Consider the following 16,277-nt stretch of genomic DNA (forward strand, 5'->3'; position numbering starts at 1 on the left):
ATGCAGACCTATGCGGAATTCGGGTGCCGCTCGAACTTCTCCTTCCTGGAGGGCGCAAGCCATCCGGAGGAACTGGCCGTAACGGCCAGGCGCCTCGGTCTTTCCGCTCTGGGTCTGGCCGACCGCAACTCCGTGGCCGGCGTGGTGCGCCTGCATCAGGCCGCGCGCGAGGCCGGCCTTGCCTTTCACCCCGGCGCGCGCCTGGTCTTTGCCGATGGCGCCGGACCGGTTCTGACCTATCCCGGGCACCGCCGTGGCTGGGCCAATCTCTGCCGCATGCTGACGGCGGCCAACATGCGTGGCGAAAAGGGCGCACCGGTCCTGCTGACCGAAGACCTGCTGGAATGGGGCGACGGCATGGGACTTTTGTGCCTCGACACGCCAGACAGGCCGGAAGCGGATCGCCTTGCCCGTCTGGCCGTCCTGAAGGATCGCTTCGGCGCCAGCATGCGGCTCGGCATTTCCCCGGCATTTGACGGCATGCACGAACGCCGCCTGGCTGCGGCCATGATTCTGGCCCGCAAGGCCGGCGTGCCGCTGATGGCCATGGCCGATGCCCGCTATCACACATCCGGCAGGCGCGATCTTGCCGATGTGATGGCGGCAATCCGGCTTGGCCAACCGCTGGAAAGGGCCGGCTACGGCCTTGCTGCCCATGGCGAGGCCTGCCTGCGATCGCCTGAGGCCATGGCCCGGCTCTTCAGGACCTGCCTTGAAGCCATAGGCGAGACCATGAAATTTGCCGGCGAATTGTCGTTTTCACTGGATGAATTGCGCCATGAATATCCCGATGAGCCCTGCGGTCAAAGCGCCACGCCGCACGAAGAGCTGGAACGCCTGTCATGGGATGGCGCGGCGCGGCGCTATCCCGATGGGATACCCGACAGGGTGAAGGCCCAGATCCGCCATGAACTGCGCCTCATCGCCGATCTGGATTATGCGCGCTACTTTCTCACCGTTCATGACATTGTCCGTTTCGCCCGTTCTCGCGGCATCCTCTGCCAGGGACGTGGTTCGGCGGCCAATTCCACCGTCTGCTATTGCATCGGCATCACGGAAGTCGATCCCGCGCTCACCGACTTGCTTTTCGAACGCTTCATTTCGCCGGAACGGCGCGAACCGCCGGATATCGATGTCGATTTCGAACACGAACGGCGTGAGGAGGTGATCCAGTACATCTATGCCAGATACGGACGTGACCGCGCCGGCCTGGCAGCCACCGTCATCACCTATCGCGCGCGCTCGGCCATGCGCGAGGTAGGCAAGGTCATGGGTCTCCCGGCGGATGCCGTTTCCGCCATGTCCGGCTCGGTCTGGGGCTGGTCATCGGCCGCCCTGGGCGAGCGCGAGGCGAAGGCTGGCGGGCTGGACACGCGAAGCGCGGAAACCCGGCATGTCCTGCGGCTGGCCTCCGACATCATCGGCTTTCCCCGCCACCTGTCGCAGCATGTCGGCGGCTTCGTCATCACGAAGGACCGGCTGGACGAGGTGGTGCCGGTCACGCGCTCGGCCATGGACGGGCGCACCATGGTGGAATGGGACAAGGACGATCTGGATGCGCTCGGCATCCTCAAGATCGACGTGCTGGCGCTCGGCATGCTCACCTGCCTGTCGCGCGGCCTGAAACTGCTGGAAAGCCATTATGGCAAGGCGCTGACGCTGGCCACCATTCCGAAGGAGGAAGCGGCAGTCTATGCCATGATCTGCCGCGCCGACACGGTGGGCGTGTTCCAGATCGAGAGCCGGGCGCAGATGACCATGCTGCCCCGGCTCAAGCCGAAGGAATTCTATGATCTCGTCATCGAGGTGGCGATCGTGCGCCCCGGCCCCATCCAGGGCGACATGGTTCACCCCTACCTGCGCCGCCGCCAGGGAAAGGAGGCCGTGACCTATCCCAGCCGGGAACTCGAACAGGTGCTGGGCAAGACCCTTGGCGTGCCGCTGTTCCAGGAACAGGCCATGAAGATCGCCATTGTCGCCGCCGGGTTCTCACCGGCAGAAGCCGACAAGCTGCGCCGCGCCATGGCCACCTTCCGCCGCGTCGGCACCATTCACACCTTCCAGAAGAAGATGATCGATGGCATGGCGGCCAACGGCTATGACCGCGCGTTCGCCGAACGCTGCTTCCGCCAGATCGAGGGTTTCGGCGAATATGGCTTTCCCGAAAGCCACGCCGCCTCATTTGCGCTTCTGGTCTATGCCTCCTGCTGGCTGAAGGCGCGTTACCCGGATGTCTTCTGCGCCGCCATTCTCAATGCCCAGCCCATGGGCTTCTACGCGCCGGCCCAGCTGGTGCGCGATGCCCGCGAGCATGGCGTGGAAGTGCGCCCGCCCGACATCAACCATTCCGATTGGGATTCGACGCTGGAAGACGGCACCTTCGATGCCGCCCGCATCGCTCCCCGTCATCGCGAAATGAACGGCGTCATCCGGGCGCGAATGGCCGTGCGCCTCGGCTTTCGCCAGATCAAGGGACTGGCCGAGGCAGACATGGCGCGCCTGATTGCCGCGCGCGGGCGAGGTTATGATTCGGTGCGCGACGTCTGGCTGCGCTCCGGCCTCGGTCCAGCCGTCATCACGAAACTGGCCGAGGCGGATGCGTTCCGCTCTCTCGGGCTGGACCGCCGCGCCGCGCTCTGGGCGGCACAGGCGCTGGATGGTGGGCAGGCCGCGGAGCACTTGCCCCTGTTCGATGCGCCAGGCACCGCGATGCGCGACCTCGAACCGGATGCCCACCTGCCCCCCATGCCGCCCGGCGAACAGGTGATCCACGATTATCGCAGCCTGTCCCTGTCGCTGAAGGCGCATCCGCTCTCCTTCCTGCGCAAGCGCCTTGCCAGGGCCCGTATCCTGACCGGCGAGGACCTGGAACGCACGCCGTCAGGGCGTCTTGTCGAGGTTTGCGGCCTGGTCCTGGTGCGCCAGCGTCCGGGTTCGGCCAAGGGCGTCGTGTTCATGACGCTGGAAGACGAGACCGGCGTGGCCAATATCATCGTCTGGCCCAAGGTGCTGGAGCGGTTCCGCGCCGTCGTGCTGGGGGCGCGGCTGGTGCGTGTGGCCGGCCGCTTGCAAAGCGAAAGCGGTGTAATTCATGTCGTTGCAACCCGGCTGGAGGACGCCACGCCGCTGCTCGCAGGCCTGTCGGAGGAATCGCTTCTGATCGACAGCCTCGCCAATGCGGACGAGGTGCGCCGCCCCATCGAGGACATGCGGGGCAAGGTGAAACCGTCTTCACGGCTTGGCCAGTTGCTGAAGGAAGAACCGGACCTGGCCTCCGATCTTGCGACCCTGTCCCGAAAGGCCGGCGCGGTCATGCCGAAGGGAAGGAATTTTCATTAACCGCGCAGCAGCCGCATCATCATGAGGCAAGGAGCATGGGAGCCCCAAAGCGTGGGAAATTCCTCGAAATCGGTGAATCCGCACGAGACGTAGAAAGCACGCGTCCGGGCATAGAATGTATCTGGTGATGCGGAAGACAGGGTTTTTACGGAGAGATACACCGCTCCATACCGGCGAGCAGCCTCCGCTAAATGTTCAACCAGCTTTCGACCGATGCCCATACGGTGAAATGCCGGAGAGACGCCCATCACATGAAGCTCGGTGTGATCCCGCGTATGATGCATCAAACTTGCAAAGCCAACCAGCTTATCTTGGACATAGCTGCCAAATGCCGGAAGTTCTTCCACCTCGCGAACATAATTCTCCAGTGCGGCCGGATTTCCGAACCATTGCGGCAGCTCCCCAAGAACCCGCCGGCAGGCTTCGCCCTTGTTCACCTCTAAAGTGCATATGACGGGATTCATGAACATCACCCCCGCACCGGGGAGAGCAACAGATGCTCCATGCGGCGGAAACTCTCCGAGAGAATGGCGGCATCGCCAAGCGCATGGGCAAGCGCGATTCCGCCTTGCCATTCGGCAATCGCCGAGCGGGCGATGTTGAGCGCGATGGAGGGGCGGATTCCCAGCCGTCCCAGTTCCTTTGCGGCAAAGCCGATCAGCAGTGCAAAGCTCTCCGCCGCGCGTTCGGAAGCCGGCGCATGCTCCCGCCGGAAATCACGCACACAAAGGGCAATCGGGCAGCCGTGGTCGACGCGCAAACGCATGGAACGGGACAGCCGGTCAACCAGGCTGGCAAGCCTCGTGCGCGGATCCTGGCTCTCGCCGCTGATCGTGTCGATCATCGCCTGCGTTTCGCCAACGAATATATCGGCGACGGCATGTGCCAGATCGCCCTTCGTTTTGAAGTAGTAGTAGACGTTTCCAAGCGGCACCTGCGACCGGGCGGCAATGTCGGCGATGGAGGTTGCCGCATAACCGCGGGTCCAGAACAGCTCTGCGGCCGATGCCGCCAGCGCCTGCCTCTTGCTGTTGCCGCTCTTTGCCATCGCCCGCTCCGCTTTTCCCAAGTTACCTGACTGACTCAGGATTGGCAACGGGTTTACGTCACCAGCGGGATCGCAAACAGGAAGGCCAGTCGCCGAAGCGGCCATCACTCCTCGATCTGGCGCGCTTCCGAGGGCAGCAGAATAGGGATCCCGCCATGAACGGGATAGGCAAGCCGGGCCGATTTCGAAACCAGTTCGTTGCGCTCCCGGTCATAAACGAGAACGGACTTGGTCAACGGACAGACCAGCAGTTCCAGCATGCGCGGATCGATCTGCATGCGACGTTCCGTCTCGGCCGCCATGTCGTGCCCCTATTGCAGGTTGACGGGCGATTCGTCCTGATCGCGCAGCGCCATCTCGGTGATCGCCACGAGCGTGTCGGCCCGTGACTTCAGGTCCGCAGCCTCCAGCAAGGCCTGTTTCTCCGCCGACTCGTACGGCGCCATCATCGACAAGGCATTGACGAGCGTCACATTGCCCGCCCGCATCACGCTTTCCCAATCGGCTTCCATGTCATTGGCATCGAGATAGGCCCGGAATGCACCCAGCAGCGCATCCCGGTCGATCGAACTTTCCTGCTCGTCCTGTTTGAGATCGGCCACGAAATGCGAAACCCTGGCCTGGCGATAGGGCGTGCGCACACTCAACTCCTCGATGACGCGAAACCGCGTCACGCCATCCAGCGAAATGATGTAGCGGCCGTCACCGGTTTCCGCGAAGGAGGTTATTCGCCCCATGCAGCCCATCCGGCAAAGCGCCGGCTCGCCATCGTCGCGCCGCGCGCCATCGAGAGCCGGCTGGATCATCCCGATATGGCGATTGCCCGCCAGCGCGTCATCCACCATTTGCAGATAACGGGGCTCGAAAATGTTCAGCGGCATCCGCCCGCCGGGCAACAGCAGGGCGCCGGACAAGGGGAAAACCGGAATCACGGCCGCTAGGTCGCTTTCATCCCGGTAACGGGCATTGCCAACCTGCATGCGAACACCTCTTCTTTCTGCGCTTTCCCGAAAGATGGGCCGCCGGTGCCGAAACTCAAGCCTTGCAGATGGAGACGCGCCGTTTCACGAGAAAAGCAGGGATGAAAGCCTGCGCCGCGCCGAAAGCGTTGCCGGATCGCTCATGCCCCAGGCCTCGAAGAAAGTGAGCAACTGGTTGCGCGCGGCATCCTCGTTCCAGCCCCTGTCGGCCTTGATGATGGCAAGCAGATGATCGGCGGCCTTCTGACGGTCGCCGCGTGCATTCTCGATCTTGGCCAGGTCCATCCTCGCTGCGTGATCGTCGGGATTGTCAGCCAGGCGGCGCGCGAGTTCCATCGGGTCGCCCAGCGAGCCCAGTTCCGCATCGAGCGCCATGCGGGCCTTGAGTGCCTTGACCGGTTCGGCCTCCTGCTTTCCATCGGGCACGCGGTCGAGAATCTGCCTGGACTGTTCCTTGTCGCCCATGTCGTAGAGAACGGTTGCCGCGTGACCAAGCACATCCGCGTTTTCGGGATCCTGCTGCAGGATGGCGCCGTAAATCTGAAGCGCGGCCTGGTTATCGCCCTCTTCGCGTGCCTTGCGGGCGGCTTCCAATGCCTCACCGACGCCGTCATCACCCGGCCCGGCGAGCTTCTCGATGAACTGCCTGATCTGCGTTTCAGGCAAGGCGCCCATGAATCCGTCGACCGGCTGGCCATTGACAAAAGCGAACACGGCCGGGATCGACTGGACGCCGAGCTGTCCGGCAACCTGGGGATGCTCGTCTATGTTCATCTTCACGAGCTTGACCTTTCCGCGCGCCTCCTTGACGACCTTCTCGATCGCCGGACCAAGCTGGCGGCAGGGCCCGCACCAGGGCGCCCAGAAGTCGACAAGGACCGGCTGCTTGCGCGATTCCTCGATGACATCGGCGACGAAACCGGCAGTCGTCGTGTCCTTGATGAGGTCGTCCGCGCTCCCGGCGGCCGGCGCGGCGCCGCCAAAGGAAACCGTCGTATCGTAGCCCGACGGGCCTGTCTGATATGGATTATTGCCGTTGGTCATGAAGGATGCTCCCGCGGATGGCCGGTCTTCCGGCGTTGTTGCCGCTTAGTTTGCGATTTGTGCAGCGAGATTCAAGGTGTTGGGCCTGTGTCCCGTCGCTTCGATGAAGCGAATGAGATCAGCCGGGGCAATGGACGTGGTCGCCGTGTTGACCAGCGGATGGCAATTGATGACCTCATGGCTCAACAGCGATTCATCGATGAAGAACCGCACCGCGCCCGCCTTGTCATTGATCACGCCGAAAGCAGTGACCGCGCCCGGCGTCACCCCGAGGAGCGATTCCATCGCCTCGGCCTTGCCGAAGGAAACCCGGCTCGCGGCACCGATCGCCTTGTGGATCTGTTTGAGATCGATTTCGGCCTCCTCGTCAACGGTCAGGAGAAAGTAGTTGTCCTTCTTGTCCTTGAGGAACAGGTTCTTGGTATGCCCTCCGGGGATTTGTCCCCGCAAGGCCTGCGATTGCGCGACAGTGAACAGGGGTTCATGCTCCACTGTTTTGACTGCAATATCCATCTGCGCGAGGAATGCGAAGAGTTCGGCCTTGCCGATTGCCATTTCGGGACCCCCTTGGCTGCTTTTCATTGCGGTTTTGCCTGAACGGGGCTGGCGAAACAAGGCTGCTGACGATCCCGTTCCCATGCTGACAAGCCTTTGCGGGCCATGGAAAAAGAATTTTCTGGCAGCGGATGAATTTCCCGAATTTCCCTATTGCATTCCGGCGCGGCTTCGGCGATATAGCCGCTCGCGGACGTTGTTTCGCGGACGAGCGGGTGTAGCTCAGGGGTAGAGCACAACCTTGCCAAGGTTGGGGTCGTGGGTTCGAATCCCATCGCCCGCTCCATTTACAAACGGCCCGGCGCAAGCCGGGCCTTTTGTTTTCTGGCTCGCCGCCACGCCAAATCCATGTTTTTCTGTGCATTATCAAGGCAAGGGCAATTGCCGGAATATCGGTGCCGGGCAGAAGGGAAAACGGACAGAGGACAATGGCCCAGAAGAAAGCGCATGAAGCCGACGCGTGGCTTTCGAGGCCTGATCCGTCAGCCCGGGTTGTCCTGATCTATGGGACTGACCGCGGGCTCGTCTCCGAACGGGCACGCAAATTCGCCGCAGCCACCGGTATTCCGCTTGACGATCCATTTTCGACGATCCGCATGGATGGCGACGAAATCGGCAATGAACCCGGCCGTCTGATCGATGAAGCGCGCATGGTATCCATGTTTGGCGGGGCGCGCTTGCTTTGGATTACCGGTGGCGGTTCGCAGAAAGGCCTGCTGACGGCGGTCAAGGTATTGTGCGAGGAGCCGCCACGCGACGCCGTGGTGCTTATCGAAGCGGGAGACCTGAAAAAAGGCGCCACGGGCCTGCGGGGTGTCGTGGAAACATCGAGGGCAGCCATGGCGCTTCCATGCTATGCTGACGATGTTCGCAAGCTGGACCAGTTGATCAATGAGGAATTGTCTGCCGCGGGTCTGACGATAACGCTCGAGGCGCGGGAAATCCTGAAGGCAGGCCTGGGCGGCGATCGTCTGGCCAGCCGCGGCGAAATCGCCAAACTCGCGCTTTATGCCATGGGCAAATCGCAAATCACGGTCGAGGATGTCACGGCATCCATCGGCGATGTCGCCGGGACCTCCGCCGACGATGCCGTGGATGCGGCAACCACTGGCCGCCTCGATATGCTGGACACTGCCATTCGCCGTCTTGGCGCAGCCGGGGATCCGCCATTCCTAATCCTCTCGGCAGCCCTTAGGCGGCTTGCTCAACTACAGGAATTGCGCCTGGCGGTCGATGAAGGCGGAAAAACGATCCAGGCCGCCGTGGCCAGCGCCAGACCGCCCGTGTTCTTCGCGCGGCGCCCGGCAATCGAAGCCGCACTTTCAGCCTGGACCGCGCAATCCCTGGTTCGCGCCCTCGAACGCCTGCAAGAAACGGTTCTGGAAATTCGCCGCAACCCCGCGCTCGAAACCGAAATCGCACGCCAGGCGCTGCTTGCCCTGGCTGTCGAGAGCGCGCGGCAACGGCGGCGGTAAGACAACCGTTTCGTAGAAATTAGCTGGCTAACGATCACGCGTAAACAGAGATTTATTCGGTCAAGCGCCGACCGGCGCGCTCGCCACCGCGTCCGGTATCAACGCTGCAATCGGCGACAAACCTCATCCAACTGCTCAAGGTTTTTATAGGCAATCTTCAATTGCCCGCCATTGACCTCATGCGTGATTGTCACCTTCATGCCAAGGGCATCACCGACCAGGCGCTCCAAGGCAAGCGTATCCGCGTCCTTCTGCGGTTTTTCCCGCTCTGAACGCGTCGCTCCGCCTTTTTCCGCTCCCTGCTGCAGCGCTTCGGCTTGCCGGACCGACAAGCCCTCACGTACGATTCGCCGGGCAAGGCCGGTCGGGTCTTCCGCTGTGATCAGCGTACGCGCGTGTCCAGCCGAAAGATCGCCACTGACGAGCATCGTACGAACGTCTTCCGGGAGTTTCAGCAGCCGAAGCGTGTTGGCAACGTGGCTTCGGCTCTTTCCGATCACCTGCGCCAGATCGGCTTGCGTATAGCTGTGCTCGTCTATGAGTTGCTGATACCCCATCGCCTCTTCAACCGGGTTGAGGTCAGAGCGCTGCACGTTCTCGACGATGGCGAGTTCCAGCGCCACCCTGTCATCGACATCTCTGACAAGGACAGGGACTTCCGCAAGTCCGGCCAGTTGCGCTGCCCGCCACCGCCTTTCGCCGGCTATGATTTCATAATGTCCGTTTCCGCCAGCCGCAGGGCGCACCACAACGGGCTGAACCACGCCATGTTCGCGGATCGACTGCGCCAGGTCCTTGAGATCGTCTTCCGAGAAGTGTCGGCGTGGATTGCGCGGATTTCGACCGATCAATTCGATCGGCGCCTTTCCGTCGGCTGTGGCTTGCGGCGCGGCTGCTTCTGCGGCCGGCTTGTCCATTTCACCGATCAGTGCGGCCAATCCGCGCCCAAGTCGTCTTTTTGAAGGATCGTCATTCATTGAATTACACTTTCGACGCAGTGAAGTTCGGATTATCAGGCAGCCTGGAGCCGTCGCTCGCGCCGTATCACTTCCGAAGCCAGCTGGAGATAGGCCTGGCTTCCCGTGCATTTCAGATCATACAAAATGGCCGGTTTTCCATGCGATGGCGCCTCCGAGATACGGACATTGCGGGGGATCACTGTGTTGTAGACCTTTTCCCCCATATGCGCCCGCACATCATCCACCACCTGGTTGGCGAGATTGTTACGCCCGTCATACATGGTCAGGACGATACCCTGGATCTCAAGCCCCGGATTGATGCTGGTGCGGACCTGTTCGACGGTCTGGAGCAGCTGGCTCAAACCCTCGAGAGCAAAAAATTCGCATTGCAACGGAACGAGAACCGAATCCGCCGCCGCCATGGCATTCAACGTCAACAGGTTCAACGACGGCGGGCAGTCGATCAGAATGTAACCGTAACCATGGTCCTGATTCCGGATAGCGTTTCGCAATCGAACGACACGATCGGCGGACCCGGAGATTTCCATCTCGACACCAAGAAGATCCATTGTGGACGGCACGATGTCGAGATCAGGCACAGCAGTACGGATCGTGGATTCCGTCAACTTCCGATCACCGACGAGGACATCATATGCGGAAACGACGCGCTCCGACCGCTCCACGCCCAACCCGGTGCTGGCATTGCCCTGCGGGTCAAGGTCAATAATCAACACGCGCTCTCCGATTGCGGCAAGTGCGGTGCCAAGATTGATGGCAGTCGTTGTCTTTCCGACCCCACCCTTTTGGTTGGCGAGAGTTATGATCCGGGTTCTCTTGCTCATGGTCCACATCCGTGATGCCAGGACTTCGGCTCGACATATACAGGTTCTCAGCGCCGTTCTGGCTGCGATATTTCAAGAATGACACTCTCATCATCGATGACGCTCGGATGTTCTATCAGATTGAACGTCCAGTTTCGCCTGCTTTCTTCGACTTCCCGTCGGTATCCACGACCTTTTGGGAAAAATGCACGCGTCCCTTCGCCAAACAACGGAAAAGCCATGGACAAGAGATCGTCCAGAGGGGCAAGCGCACGCGCGGTGATGAAATCCGGTTGTTTCACGTGAATCACAGCATCTTCAATACGCTGGGATACGATCCGCGCAGGCCCCCCAAATGCTGCATTGACCGAGTGAAGAAACCCGGTCTTGCGTGTGTTACTTTCGACCAACGCTACCTCGCCCGAAGACCCTTTGGCGAGTATCGCAATCACCATCCCAGGGAGTCCGCCACCGGACCCTAGATCAACCCAGCTCCCGTTGCTGTTGTTCGCAAGAAAGAAAATTTGAGCAGAATCGAGAACATGGCGTTCCCAGAAAGAACCAATTGTCGATGGCGCGGCGAGATTGATCTTCCGGTTCCAGATCTCAAACTGCGTTTGATAAGCCTTCAACAACTCATATGTTTCACGTGAAACCCGCAAACCTAGCGAACAAAGTGCGGAATAGTCGTCCTCTCGCATCATCCGGCCTTCAAGAAAAAGTGTCGATTGCGAACATGTGCAATCAACAACGCCACCGCTGCAGGAGTCATACCTTCAATGCGGCTTGCTGCCCCAATCGATGAGGGTTGCGCTGAATCCAGTTTACCCTTCAACTCGTTCGACAGCCCGGAAAGCTGAGAATAATCGAAATCTTTCGGGATAACGAGCGCTTCTTCTCGCAAGGCGATGTCGATATCAGCCTTCTGCCGATCCAGATAGACAGAATATTTCGCATCGGTTTCAAGCAGCATTTTCACGTTATCCGAAAGCGTTCCAAGTCTCGGCTCTATCGCTTCCAGGATTGCCATATCAATGTCGTTCAATGAGAGTATATCCAAGCCATTGCGCCGCCGGCCGTCTTTCCTCAAATGAATTCCGAACGCCCCAGCCTGATCTGGGGTCAATGTAATCATAGTGAGCAAATCCGAACCACGCCGATAATCAGCTTCAAGCGATGAAAAACGTTTTTTCCTGGCAACGCCAGCCAATCCGATTTCCACGGCCACTGGCGTCAGGCGAACATCGGCATTGTCCGCACGAAGCGAGAGCCTGTACTCCGCGCGGGACGTGAACATGCGGTATGGTTCGGAAATGCCGCGGGTCACAAGATCGTCGATCATCACGCCGATATAGCTTTGGTTCCGGCTGAGTTTGAACGCTTCTTCTTCGGCAGCATGTCTTGCCGCGTTGATACCCGCGACAATCCCTTGAGCTGCCGCTTCCTCGTAGCCGGTTGTTCCATTGATCTGACCCGCAAGGTACAGTCCATCGACGCCCTTGACCGCCAATGTATGTTCTAGCGACCGCGGATCGACATAGTCATATTCGATTGCGTATCCAGGCTGCAGGATTGTCGCATTCTCCAATCCGGGTATCGACCTGATGAATGCGTGCTGAACGTCTTCGGGCAGCGAAGTAGATACACCGTTGGGATAAACCGTATGGTCGTCAAGCCCTTCGGGTTCCAGGAAAATCTGATGGCCATCGCGGTCTCCAAAACGCACAATCTTGTCTTCAATCGAAGGGCAATATCGCGGTCCCTTGCTTTCGATCCGGCCGGAATACATCGCCGAGCGGCCGATATTCGCGCGAATGATATCATGTGTCTCTTCAGTCGTACGGGCGATACCGCATGCAATTTGTGGGTTCTGAATTCTGTCGGTCAGCAAGGAAAACGGCACAGGCTCGGGATCGGCCTGCTGCATCGCCATTGCCGACCAGTTGATTGTACGTCCGTCAAGGCGCGGGGGAGTGCCGGTTTTAAGCCGGCCAAGAGTAAGTCCCAGATCCTTCAGGTTCTCGGCAAGTTTGAGCGAAGGTGACTCGCCCATCCGGCCAGCAGGGAAATGGCGTTCACCGATATGAATGAGACCACCCAGGAAAGTTCCCGTCGTGATGACAACAGAACGGCTGGATAGATGCGATTCATCAGAGAGGCGCACACCACGCACGGATTCGCCCTCAATGACAAGTTCAGTCACTTCTCCTTCTACGATGTCCAGGCCGCGCTGATCCCGCAACAGGTTCTGAACCGCGTTCCGGTAAAGTTTTCGGTCTGCTTGCGTTCTGGGTCCGCGAACCGCAGCGCCCTTTTTTCGGTTCAGGAGTCGGAACTGGATACCGGCTGCATCAGCGGCTACGCCCATGAGTCCGTCAAGCGCATCGACCTCCCTCACGAGGTGGCCTTTACCCAGACCGCCAATCGCCGGATTGCAGGACATTGTACCGATTTCGGATCGGCGCATGGTAACGAGCGCGGTTCGCGCACCCAATCGCGCTGATGCGGCGGCGGCCTCACAGCCTGCGTGCCCACCACCGATGACAATAACATCATAAAATTCGGCCATTACCAAGTCTTCCGTCGCATTGATACCGCGAACAATCGTTAGACCGAAACGGATGCGGGATTGGCGGTCAATTGTCAACGATGCCAAGTCATCGATGTCCGGACTCCATTTGTTTCACGTGAAACGGGTATGCCAGGACAATAGCTGTTTCACGTGAATCATTTTCCGATACAGAACCGAGAAAATATGACGTCCAACAAATCCTCGACGTCAACTGATCCAGTGATTCGCCCGATAGAGCGCATCGCTACACGCAAATCCTCCGCAGCCAATTCAGGCGCAACACCGAGCATTTGCAAAGCATTTTCGAGCGAAGATACTGCTTGAATACAAAGGTCTTGCTGCCGGCTTCTGAACAGCAAGGGTGTGCCTGTGCCCTTTTGGGTTGTGAGACGCACCGTGCTTGCGAGGTCGGCAAGCAAACTGTCGAGGCCGGCACCGGTGGCGACCGAAATTTGATGCCTGTATCCATGACCTACGGATTTGGCTTCGAGATCCGCCTTGTTCCGGACGAGCCAGACGTCTTTGCCCGGAAACTCACCAAGCGAAACATTGCATTCCTGTTCAGGGCTCGAAATCCACAAGACCAGGTCTGCGCGATCAATCGCGGCATTCGCTCGCTCGATGCCAAGGCGTTCGACCCTGCCTGCATCGCTACGAAACCCTGCTGTATCTGTAACCACGAGTTTGAATCCGTCGAGGTCTAGTGACACTTCGACCAAATCCCTTGTCGTTCCAGTTTCATCTGAGACAATTGCCACATCCCGCTTGGCCAGACTGTTCAACAAGCTGGATTTTCCGACATTCGGAGCCCCGGCAAGGACCACACGAAAACCCTCGGAAATGATCTCCGAACTATGAACACGGTCAAGTTCCATGCGCATTCTGGATATGATGGTATTCAGCCGAGCGACGATATCGGAGATCATTGAATCGGGCACATCTTCTTCGTCAGAAAAATCAAACTCCGCTTCGAGCAGCGCTCTCGCTTCCGTCAAATCTTCCATCCAGTCGGACCAGATTCGCGAATTTGCGCCTGCACTGTTTTCGATTGCCATTCGACGTTGCGCTTCAGTGTCCGCCGTTATGAGATCAGCCAGTGCTTCGGCTTCATAGAGGTCGACCTTTCCATTAAGAAAGGCGCGTCGGCTGAATTCACCTGGTTCGGCATGACGAAACCCGGCAATTGTGCCAAGGGCGTCCAGACAGGCCGAGACAACAGCGCGGCCACCGTGGAGATGAAGTTCGACCGTATCCTCTCCGGTAAATGAATGCGGTGCCCACATCCGAAGGACAAGGGCACGGTCAATGATTCCGTGCCGGCTATCTTCCAGGACACGAAGAACCGGTTGCCTGTCGACTGGCAATCCGCCGCGGCAGATCGACGCGAGCGCCTCCACATTCGGGCCCGAAATACGCATGACAGCGACACCCGAAGGCAGCGCGCCGCTGCTCAATGCAAAGATCGTATCGCCCGAAGACATGGTCCTGTACGAATGGCCGGCACGAACGGATGCAAAAGCGCAAGGGTTCTGCATCCATTCATGTTCATGTGTTCATGGAATCGAAGAAGTCCGAATTCGTCTTGGTCTGTTTCAACTTGTCGATGAGGAACTCGATAGCATCGGTTGTACCCATCGGGGCCAGGATTCGCCGAAGTACGAAAATCTTCTGAAGATCCTGCCTTTGGACCAGCAGGTCTTCCTTTCGGGTCCCCGACTTGAGAATGTCCATGGCAGGGAAAATCCGCTTGTCCGCCACCTTGCGGTCGAGCACGATTTCCGAGTTGCCGGTACCCTTGAATTCCTCGAAGATCACTTCATCCATGCGGCTGCCGGTATCGATCAACGCCGTCGCGATGATGGTCAGGGAACCGCCTTCCTCGATATTGCGCGCCGCGCCAAAGAAACGCTTCGGCCGTTGCAAGGCATTGGCATCGACACCGCCGGTCAGGACCTTGCCGGAAGACGGCACAACCGTGTTGTAGGCCCGGCCAAGTCGCGTGATCGAATCGAGCAGGATGACCACATCGCGCCCGTGCTCCACGAGCCGCTTGGCCTTCTCGATTACCATCTCGGCGACCTGGACGTGGCGAACCGCCGGCTCGTCGAATGTCGAGGAAACCACCTCACCCTTGACCGAGCGCTGCATGTCGGTCACTTCCTCCGGCCGTTCATCGATCAAGAGGACGATCAGGTAGCATTCCGGATGATTGGCCGTGATCGAATGGGCGATGTTCTGCAACAGAACCGTCTTGCCGGTGCGCGGCGGCGCGACGATCAGGCCGCGCTGCCCCTTGCCAAGCGGCGAAACCAGGTCGATCACCCGGGCTGAAAGATCTTTTCCGGTCGGCACATCGATTTCCATGCGCAGCCGTTCGTTGGGATAGAGCGGCGTGAGGTTGTCGAAGTGAATCTTGTGCCGGATCTTTTCGGGATCCTCAAAATTGATCGTGTTGACCTTCAGAAGCGCGAAATAGCGTTCGCCCTCCTTGGGGCTGCGGATCGGTCCCTCGACCGTATCGCCGGTCTTCAGGGAAAAACGCCTGATCTGCGACGGCGAGATGTAGATGTCGTCGGGACCGGGCAGGTAATTCGCATTGGCCGATCTCAGGAAGCCGAAGCCGTCCTGAAGGACTTCGACAACGCCCTCACCGATGATCTCGACATCCTGCGCAGCAAGCTTCTTGAGAATTGCAAACATCAATTCCTGCTTGCGAAGAACGCTGGCATTCTCCACCTCCAGCGACTCGGCGAAGGCGATCAGATCCGTCGGGTTCTTGCTTTTCAACTCCTGGAGTTTCATTTCCTGCATGGTGAGCTCGTAACAAAAGAGGGGAGGATGACCGGGATCAATCATGCGTGACATGGGAAAGGGCAGCATGCTGCCACCGACCGGTCGAAAGGAAGGATCCCCTCAATAAACCGGAAACACGCCCTTTGCAAGGCCAATGCCTACCATAGCGCCGGCTTCACGATCACCATGACCACGATGATCATCATAAGGACAGTCGGGATCTCGTTGATCATGCGCCATTGGCGTTGCGAGCGCACATTCCGGTCTTCGGAAAACAGCCGCACACCCTTGGCCAGGTCGCCATGGGCAGCCGACATTGCCAGAACCGCGGCGAATTTGACGTGGAACCAGCCGTCCGGATAAAACCCGCCTTCCCACATCAGCCAAAGGCCGAACACCCAGGAGATCGTCATGGCCGGGTTCATGATGACGCGCAACAGGCGCCGCTCCATGATCTTGAATGTCTCGGACTGGACCGATCCAGGCTCTGCCTCGCAATGATAGATGAACAGGCGTGGCAGATAGAACATTGCCGCCATCCAGGCGATGATCGCCATCACATGGATCGCCTTGGCCCAGAGGTAGAACCCCTCCGGATCGAGCAGGAAGATCAGCCCTGTCAGGCCAAGAAAGATGGCAATGGCCACGAAGGCGCGCTTGCCGGCCTTGCGGCCGCTGGCCTGCATCTGGT

General features: G+C 59.4%; 15 protein-coding genes and 1 tRNA gene. 3 read left to right on the forward strand and 13 right to left on the reverse strand.

All coding sequences use genetic code 11. From position 1 onward, the window contains the following. The gene (locus tag R3D65_RS18540) at positions 1 to 3,339 is read left to right on the forward strand and encodes an error-prone DNA polymerase (protein WP_371276777.1); all 3,339 of its coding nucleotides are present in this window, start codon (positions 1 to 3) and stop codon (positions 3,337 to 3,339) included. Here R3D65_RS18540 and R3D65_RS18545 read toward each other — a convergent pair. The 6 genes from R3D65_RS18545 to R3D65_RS18570 all read right to left on the reverse strand — a co-directional run bounded on the left by R3D65_RS18545 (position 3,336) and on the right by R3D65_RS18570 (position 6,966). After that, positions 3,336 to 3,803: a GNAT family N-acetyltransferase gene (locus R3D65_RS18545; protein ID WP_371276779.1), complete on the reverse strand. Its 468-nt coding sequence runs from the start codon at positions 3,801 to 3,803 to the stop codon at positions 3,336 to 3,338. The genes R3D65_RS18540 and R3D65_RS18545 overlap by 4 nt on opposite strands. Positions 3,804 to 3,808: 5 nt before the next feature. Further along, positions 3,809 to 4,387 carry a TetR/AcrR family transcriptional regulator gene (locus tag R3D65_RS18550; protein WP_371276781.1) on the reverse strand — a complete coding sequence of 193 codons (579 nt, stop codon included), beginning with the start codon at positions 4,385 to 4,387 and terminating at the stop codon, positions 3,809 to 3,811. A 104-nt stretch (positions 4,388 to 4,491) separates the two neighbouring features. Then, a complete protein-coding gene (locus tag R3D65_RS18555; protein WP_371276783.1) occupies positions 4,492 to 4,689 on the reverse strand; it encodes a Trm112 family protein in 198 nt (65 codons plus the stop codon). Between the two features lie 9 nt (positions 4,690 to 4,698). After that, entirely contained in the window at positions 4,699 to 5,367 is a 669-nt protein-coding gene (locus tag R3D65_RS18560; protein WP_371276785.1) for an LON peptidase substrate-binding domain-containing protein, read from the reverse strand. Between the two features lie 84 nt (positions 5,368 to 5,451). Further along, complete coding sequence (gene trxA, locus R3D65_RS18565; RefSeq protein ID WP_371276787.1) at positions 5,452 to 6,411, reverse strand: thioredoxin; 960 nt, start codon at positions 6,409 to 6,411, stop codon at positions 5,452 to 5,454. A 45-nt stretch (positions 6,412 to 6,456) separates the two neighbouring features. After that, positions 6,457 to 6,966, reverse strand: a complete 510-nt coding sequence (locus tag R3D65_RS18570) for a prolyl-tRNA synthetase associated domain-containing protein (protein ID WP_371276852.1) — start codon at positions 6,964 to 6,966, stop codon at positions 6,457 to 6,459. 211 nt (positions 6,967 to 7,177) lie between these two features. Between R3D65_RS18570 and R3D65_RS18575 the strand changes: the two genes are divergently transcribed. Beyond that, positions 7,178 to 7,252 (forward strand) — tRNA-Gly (locus R3D65_RS18575). A gap of 142 nt (positions 7,253 to 7,394) precedes the next feature. Then, positions 7,395 to 8,441: a DNA polymerase III subunit delta gene (gene holA / locus R3D65_RS18580; protein ID WP_371276789.1), complete on the forward strand. Its 1,047-nt coding sequence runs from the start codon at positions 7,395 to 7,397 to the stop codon at positions 8,439 to 8,441. A 98-nt stretch (positions 8,442 to 8,539) separates the two neighbouring features. Here holA and R3D65_RS18585 read toward each other — a convergent pair whose 3' ends face one another. The 7 genes from R3D65_RS18585 to hemJ all read right to left on the reverse strand — a co-directional run bounded on the left by R3D65_RS18585 (position 8,540) and on the right by hemJ (position 16,272). Next, positions 8,540 to 9,418 carry a ParB/RepB/Spo0J family partition protein gene (locus tag R3D65_RS18585; RefSeq protein WP_371276791.1) on the reverse strand — a complete coding sequence of 293 codons (879 nt, stop codon included), beginning with the start codon at positions 9,416 to 9,418 and terminating at the stop codon, positions 8,540 to 8,542. A gap of 35 nt (positions 9,419 to 9,453) precedes the next feature. Beyond that, complete coding sequence (locus R3D65_RS18590) at positions 9,454 to 10,242, reverse strand: ParA family protein (RefSeq protein ID WP_371276792.1); 789 nt, start codon at positions 10,240 to 10,242, stop codon at positions 9,454 to 9,456. A 47-nt stretch (positions 10,243 to 10,289) separates the two neighbouring features. Further along, the gene (gene rsmG / locus R3D65_RS18595; RefSeq protein ID WP_371276794.1) at positions 10,290 to 10,922 is read right to left on the reverse strand and encodes a 16S rRNA (guanine(527)-N(7))-methyltransferase RsmG; all 633 of its coding nucleotides are present in this window, start codon (positions 10,920 to 10,922) and stop codon (positions 10,290 to 10,292) included. Next, positions 10,922 to 12,790, reverse strand: a complete 1,869-nt coding sequence (gene mnmG, locus R3D65_RS18600) for a tRNA uridine-5-carboxymethylaminomethyl(34) synthesis enzyme MnmG (RefSeq protein ID WP_371276854.1) — start codon at positions 12,788 to 12,790, stop codon at positions 10,922 to 10,924. Before mnmG ends, rsmG begins: the two co-directional genes overlap by 1 nt. A 158-nt stretch (positions 12,791 to 12,948) precedes the next feature. Beyond that, the gene (gene mnmE, locus R3D65_RS18605) at positions 12,949 to 14,274 is read right to left on the reverse strand and encodes a tRNA uridine-5-carboxymethylaminomethyl(34) synthesis GTPase MnmE (RefSeq protein WP_371276796.1); all 1,326 of its coding nucleotides are present in this window, start codon (positions 14,272 to 14,274) and stop codon (positions 12,949 to 12,951) included. A gap of 64 nt (positions 14,275 to 14,338) precedes the next feature. Further along, complete coding sequence (gene rho, locus R3D65_RS18610; protein ID WP_371276798.1) at positions 14,339 to 15,604, reverse strand: transcription termination factor Rho; 1,266 nt, start codon at positions 15,602 to 15,604, stop codon at positions 14,339 to 14,341. Between the two features lie 140 nt (positions 15,605 to 15,744). Then, entirely contained in the window at positions 15,745 to 16,272 is a 528-nt protein-coding gene (hemJ, locus tag R3D65_RS18615; protein ID WP_371276855.1) for a protoporphyrinogen oxidase HemJ, read from the reverse strand. Positions 16,273 to 16,277 lie beyond the last annotated feature (5 nt).

The organism is Zhengella sp. (genome assembly GCF_041397485.1).
Lineage (GTDB): Bacteria > Pseudomonadota > Alphaproteobacteria > Rhizobiales > Rhizobiaceae > Zhengella.